Annotated in this window: 5 protein-coding genes; all 5 read left to right on the top strand. The window is 27.6% G+C overall.

All coding sequences use genetic code 11. The features are described 5' to 3' along the window. Positions 1-504: 504 nt before the first annotated feature. The 5 genes from QZ288_RS09030 (at position 505) to QZ288_RS09010 (ending at position 6,946) form a co-directional block, all read left to right on the top strand. Positions 505-1,149: a CoA transferase subunit A gene (locus QZ288_RS09030; RefSeq protein WP_295157953.1), complete on the top strand. Its 645-nt coding sequence runs from the start codon at positions 505-507 to the stop codon at positions 1,147-1,149. Between the two features lie 20 nt (positions 1,150-1,169). Beyond that, positions 1,170-1,841, top strand: coding sequence for a 3-oxoacid CoA-transferase subunit B (locus QZ288_RS09025; protein WP_295157950.1), 672 nt, complete (start codon positions 1,170-1,172; stop codon positions 1,839-1,841). A gap of 17 nt (positions 1,842-1,858) precedes the next feature. Continuing rightward, positions 1,859-3,247, top strand: coding sequence for a short-chain fatty acid transporter (locus QZ288_RS09020; RefSeq protein ID WP_295157947.1), 1,389 nt, complete (start codon positions 1,859-1,861; stop codon positions 3,245-3,247). Between the two features lie 93 nt (positions 3,248-3,340). Beyond that, positions 3,341-5,173, top strand: coding sequence for a DNA mismatch repair endonuclease MutL (gene mutL / locus QZ288_RS09015; protein WP_295157944.1), 1,833 nt, complete (start codon positions 3,341-3,343; stop codon positions 5,171-5,173). Positions 5,174-5,320: 147 nt separating this feature from the next. Beyond that, positions 5,321-6,946 carry an ankyrin repeat domain-containing protein gene (locus QZ288_RS09010; protein WP_295157941.1) on the top strand — a complete coding sequence of 542 codons (1,626 nt, stop codon included), beginning with the start codon at positions 5,321-5,323 and terminating at the stop codon, positions 6,944-6,946. Positions 6,947-7,271: the final 325 nt, after the last annotated feature.

Genomic DNA, 7,271 nt, shown 5'->3' with positions numbered 1-7,271 from the left:
AATCATTTAAAACATTAAAATATTTCTTAATCATAAGTATATTTTACAGTGAAAATATAAAAAGTAAAGAAAAAAAATTAATAAAACTGGATATTATATTTGAAATATTGCAGTTAATATTTTAAATATTTATAAGAAATTTGGATTAATAATTTAAATTAAGTGAAAAAATAATTAATGATTAAGAAAATAATCAAGTATTTTATTAATATTTTTAATAAAGAATTAAATAGTTTTAATTCATACCAATATTATATTTTATAAAATTAATAAAACAATTTATACAAAGTCTAAAACCTTAGAAATTTATACTTTATATTTATATCATTTTCTTTTGTACTGCATCAGTATAAAATTCATATTCATAGATATATTTATAATTTTAGAAAATATTATTGTTGTATAATTTTAATATATAATGTATAATCGCAATATATAAATAGTAAATTTATTGTATATTTAATATCTGATAAATTGCAATAAAATAAACATAAAGGATTAATTATGACTAAAATAATTTCAAAAGAAGAAGCTTGCTCTTTAATTAAAGATGGTTCTAGAGTAATGTTTGGAGGATTTTTAGCATGCGGTTCTGCTATTAGTATAATAGATTTACTAGCAACACAAAATGTGAAAAATCTTACTTTAATAACTAATGATACCGCTTTTCCAGATAAAGGCTGCGGCAAATTAATTGTTAATAAACAGGTATCTAAAGTAATAGCATCTCATATCGGTACAAATCCTGAAACAGGAAAGCAAATGAATAATAAAGAAATTGATGTTACTTTAATGCCTCAGGGAAGTTTGGCTGAATGTATAAGAGCTGCAGGAGCAGGACTTGGAGGTATTTTAACTCCTACAGGACTTGGCACTATAGTAGAAGAAAATAAACAGATAGTAAAAGTAAAAGGTAAGGATTATATACTTGAAGAAGCTATACATGGAGATATAGCAGTTATTTATGCTGATTATGCTGATAAATATGGTAATTTAGCTTATAATGGCACTACCAGAAACTTTAACCCTCTTATGGCTATGGCTTGCGATATCACTATAGTAGAAGTAAAAGAAATGATAGACGGAAGTTTGGATCCTAACAATATAATAGTTCCGTCTATATTTGTAGATTATATAGTTAAAGCCTAATAATTTTAAGGAGTATTAAAATGGCAGAATTAAGCAAAGAAAAAGTTAGAGAAATTATAGCTAGAAGAGTAGCTCAGGAATTAAAAGACGGCGATGTTGTTAATTTAGGTATAGGATTGCCTACCGAAGTTGTAAATTACATACCTGACAATATTAATGTGATACTGCAGTCAGAAAACGGTATGTTAGGTTTAGGACCTGCACCTGAAAAAGGAAAAGAAAACCCAAATATCACTAATGCGGGCGGCGGACTAGTTACTGTAAAAGACGGCGGTGTATTTTTTGACAGTGCTATGTCTTTCACTGTAATAAGAGGCGGACATGTTAATGTTACTGTACTTGGAGCTTTGGAAGTTGATGAAAAAGGAAATTTAGCTAATTGGATGGTTCCCGGAAAAATGGTTCCAGGTATGGGCGGAGCTATGGACTTAGTTGTAGGTTCAAAACTAGTTATAGTTGCTATGGAGCATACTGCTAAGGGAAGCAAAAAAATACTTAAAAACTGCTCTCTTCCTTTGACTGCTAAAAATCAAGTAAATATGATTATTACAGAAAAAGGAGTTATGCATATAACTGATAAAGGAATAGAATTAATTGAAATATTTTCTACTTCCAGTGTAGAAGATATTCAGGCTAATACTGAAGCTCAGTTAATAATATCAGACAATTTAAAAAAAGTTGAAGTTTTATAATAATTAGGAGGTTATTTATGTCTAAAAAAAGAAGAGGTGTTTTGGAAAGCATAGCACATGGCTCTACGCAAATTATGCAGAAATATTTACCAGATGCATATATTTTTGCTGCAGTGCTTACTTTTATTGTATTTATTGCGGTAATGATTGTAACAAAACAGTCATTTATCACTGCTTGTAAGCATTGGGGAAACGGAGTTTGGTCGCTTCTGGATTTTAGTATGCAGATGGTATTGGTGCTTGTAACAGGGCATGTACTTGCATTAGCTCCGCCTTTTAGAAAATTACTTGATGTATTATCAGATATACCAAAAACAGCTACTCAAGGTATAATACTTGTTACTATAATATCTTATATTGCTAATATATTAAATTGGGGATTCGGACTTGTAATTGGTGCTATATTCGCTAAAGAAATAGCTAAAAAAATTAAAAATATAGATTATAGACTTTTAATAGCTTCTGCATATTCAGGATTCGTATTATGGCATGCAGGATTTTCAGGCTCTATTCCATTAACATTAGCGGGGGGGGATTTAAAAGCTACAGGAGGTTCTTTAGCTGAAGCTGTTCCTACAAGTCAGACTTTATTTTCAGGATATAACTTATTTATAGTGCTTGTAACTTTAATAGTGCTTCCAATAATAAATGCTTTAATGCATCCGAAAGATGAGGCTGATATTATCAGTGTAGACCCTAATTTATTACAAGATTTTGAAGTAAAAAAAATTACTAAAGAAGATTTTGCTAAAATGACTCCTGCAGAAAAATTAGAAAACAGCATTATTGTAAATTTATTAATGTTTATAATAGGTTTCGTATATATTATAATTTATTTTACATCTTCAGGAAAAGTGGATTTGAATTTAAATATTGTTAACTTAATATTTTTAATGCTTGGAATAATTTTACATAAAACTCCAAGAAGCTTAATAAATGCATTCCAAGAAGCAACTAAAGGTGCAAGCGGTATAGTTTTGCAGTTTCCTTTATATGCCGGTATAATGGGGCTTATGAAAGGCGTATCAGCTCAAACAGGAACTTCGCTTGCTATAGAATTAAGCAATGTATTTGTAAACATATCAAATAAAACAACATTCCCATTATTTACTTTCTTAAGCGGCGGTATAGTTAATTTCTTTGTTCCTTCAGGCGGAGGACAATGGGCAGTTCAAGGTCCTATTATGATGCCTGCAGCAGCTAAAATCGGTGTTGATCCTGCTAAGGCAGCAATGGCAATCGCTTATGGAGATAGCTGGACAAATATGATTCAGCCTTTCTGGGCTTTGCCTGCTCTCGGAATAGCAAAATTAGGTGCAAGAGATATTATGGGATATACTTTAATAGTTCTTGTTGTAGTCGGCATTATTATTACAGCAGGACTGTTAATACCATTTCCATCTTAATTTAAGAACAATTTAAATTAAATGCATAAAATTAGGGCAGGATTAATTTCTGCCCTTTTATTTTTTATAATAAATAAATCAATAGATAATAAAATGAATAAAAATATAATAAAATTACCGCAGTCTGTAGCTAACCGCATAGCAGCAGGAGAAGTAATAGAAAGACCAGCATCTATGCTTAAAGAGTTATTAGAAAATGCAATAGATTCTGAGGCTTCTGATATTGATGTGTCTGTAGAAGAAGCAGGAATCAAATCTATGATAGTAGAAGATAATGGAAATGGAATTAGATTTAATGAACTTCCTCTAGCTATAACTCATCATGCTACAAGCAAAATACATTCTATAGAAGATTTAGATTCAATATATACGCTTGGATTTAGGGGCGAAGCATTAGCATCAATATCAGATGTTTCTAATTTAGAAATAATTTCAAAGAGCATAGAAGAAAGCAATGGAGGAAAAATTATAGCTGAAGGCGGTAAAATAATAGAACATAAACCAGCTGCCGCTTCTCAGGGTACAAAAATAATAGCTAGAAATTTGTTTTTTAATATACCTGCCAGATATAAATTCTTAAAAAATACTTCAAGAGAATTTTTTTTAGTTAAAGAAGTTTTTGATACTGAGGCTTTAGTACAGCCGAAAATCTCTATGAAATTAAAAAATAATGGAAAACCTATCAGCTCATATATCAAAGTTAATACTATAAAAGAAAGAATTGAAAATTTTTTATCTGACAGCAATGTATTTAGAAATTTAGTAGAAATTGAAATAGAAAAATATGAAACATCAATTTACGGTTTATTTTCAAATTCTAAAATAAGCCAATCTATGAGAAAAAATAATTTTATATTCTTAAATAACAGACCTATAGAAAATAGAGTTATTTCCTATGCCATAAAAAATGCATATTCAAATGCAATACCTAAAGATAGATATCCTTTCTTCTTCTTGTATATAAATATTGACAGCAGTAAAATAGATGTTAATGTTCACCCTAGTAAAAAAGAAGTAAGAATAAAAAATGAAAGAGATATTTCGGGAATGATTTATAATGCTGTAGTAAATAATATAAACTCAGTGAATACTTTTAGTTCTGTTAATATAGAAATAGATATTGATAAAGATATTACTCCTAATTTTCCTATACAAAATAATAATTATATTGATAATAAAAATTCAAATTATAATAGTTATAAAATTTCAGAAAATCATCAAAATGATATAAATGATTCATTTGAAGAAAAAAGCTGTCAGTATACAGACTCATCAAATAATAATAATTTTAATTATGAAAGCATTAATAATATAACAAAAGAAAATAGTTATAATAATATAGAGTTCGGAGAGTATACAAGAGCCATAGGACAGGCATTTTCATCATACATAATAGCCGAACGCGGTAATGAAATGTATATAATAGATCAGCATGCCGCTTATGAAAGACTTAATTATGAAAGAATATACAAAACTCTTATATCAAAAAAAATAGAATATGAAAAACTTCTTATACCTTGCGAAATTGAGTATAGAGATTATGAGATAGATATTTTAAATGAGGCAAAAGAATCTATAGAATCAATAGGGATAAAATTTGAAGTTAATTCAAAACATAGTATTATCATAGAAGATATACCAATATACATACCAAGAAATCAAAAAATTGAAAAAATAATAAAAGATATTTTTGATATATATATTTCAAAAGGCGACAATAATAATTTAGAAAAAGTAATAAAGCATACCTGCTCTACTATATCATGCAAATATTCTCCAAAGGCTGGAGATAAACTTTCAATAGGAGATATGCAGAAATTATTAGATTTGCTTGAAGAAGAAAATATACTTACAAACTGCCCTCATGGAAGACCTTTTGTATTAAGGCTTTCAAAAGAATATTTGGATAAAAAATTCTTTAGATAATGCAGTTTTTTATTTATCTGTCATTATTTTACTATTGTTAATAAAAATTATAAATAATATCTTAATATAAAGAATAAAAATAGCTTTAATTGACAGAAAATAATTATTATAATATAATTATATGCAATAAGCACTATAGGGGTATATATGAAAAAAGTATTTATTATATTATTTTTGTTTAATATTCTTTTATATTCTAAAACTTTAGATGAATCGCTTATTTCTGCTGTAGAAAATAATGATATAGAAAAAGTTAAATTATATTTGGATAAAGGTGCAAATCCCAATACATTAGATTTTGATGATGATAGAACTCTCTTAATGGCTGCTTCTATAGAAAGATATGATGATATTGTAAAATTACTTATAGAAAATGGTGCTGATGTAAATACTAAAGATAAAATAGGTGCTACAGCATTAATGTATACTGCTGGAAATACAAATTATGAAATGGTTAAATTTTTATTAGAAAATGGCGCCGATGTAAAAATTAAAGATAATACAGGAAAAACAGTATTATATTATAGTATTAAGCATAATAGTTTTATACAAGAAAATGCTATAAAAATACTTAATTTATTGATAAAATACGGTGCTGATGTAAATACTAAAGATAATTACAGAGAATCTCTTCTTAGCATATCTTATGCAGATTCATCATACTGGAAACGAAATAAAGAAATATTTAAAGTATTAGTAGAAAATGGTTTTGACTTAGAAACAAGAATAGAAAATGGAAGTTATAATGATTGCAGTTGCGATTATGATTATAATTATGGTTATAATTATGATGATGATTATTATGATTATACTCCTTTAATGATAGCTGCTTCAAGAAATGACTATGATATGGTTAAATTTTTGGTTGAAAAAGGAGCTGATGTAAATGCCAAAACCCATTATGAATCTGAATATAGCAGAGTAGTAACTCCTCTATTATTGTCATTAGATAGACATCATTATGAATCCGGCACTGCTGAATTTTTAATAAATAATGGCGCCGATATAAATGTAAGAGATGATAATGGAAATACGCCTTTAATATATGCCGCAGAAACTCATAATACAAAAGTGATAGAACTTCTAATACAAAAAAATGCAGATATAAATGCTGTTAATAATGACGGAAGTACTGCCTTAATGCTTGCTGTAAATAATTTAGAAACAGTAAAATTATTAGCGGAAAAAGGTGCTGATGTAAACTTTCAAGCATCTGGAAGTACTGCTTTAATATCAGCATGTAAGTATAGAAATAGAAATATAGATGTGATAAAATATTTAGTTTCAAAAAAAGCCGATATAAATGCACAAGATGATGAAGGATACACTGCTTTAAATAAAACTCTTGATAGTATGGGTGAAAGGCTTTTAGGTATAAGAGACTTTGAAATAGCTAATTTTTTAATAGAGCAAGGAGCAGATGTAAACATAAAGAATGAAGGATTGTACACTCCTTTGATATATCTTGGTATGAGCGAAGGTAATTTTAATAATAAAAATTTTCAAGAAAAGCGTATAAAATTAGCTGAATTATTATTAGAAAAAGGTGCTGATATAAATGCACAAGATTACAATGGATACACTTCTTTAATTTGGGCTTGTTCAACATCAGGATCAAGGTTTGCTGAACCATTTGTTAAATTTCTAGTAGAAAAAGGAGCTGATGTAAATATTAAAAATGACTATGGTGAAACTGCTTTAAATCAAGCAGAAATACTTAAACTTAGAGGGATTACAGGTATTCTAAAAAAAGCTCAAAGAAATAGAAACTAAATTTTTATGATTAAACTTGTAAATGGCAGGATCTAACTAACAAACAAGTTTTTTATTGGTAATAATAAAGATAAACAAGCAGCTTATAAATTAAATTATAAAAATTATGAGCGTCTGACATTCATAGAATGGCAGAGTATCAAAGCCCATAATTTTTATTATTAACAATAAAAAGTTTATCGCTAGCAATAACAAAAATCTAAAAGAATAATATTTATATAATTTTTGATTCTGCACTAAAAAATATTTTAATTTTTTAATAAAAATTTGTAATTGAAAAAAAAAATTTTATATGATATTATATGAAAATGTATTATTGGAGTAA

Source organism: uncultured Brachyspira sp., assembly GCF_910578695.1.
Classification (GTDB): Bacteria; Spirochaetota; Brachyspiria; order Brachyspirales; family Brachyspiraceae; genus Brachyspira.
The sequence above is the reverse complement of the archived record's forward strand: the minus strand, read 5'-3'. Positions and strand labels throughout refer to the sequence as shown.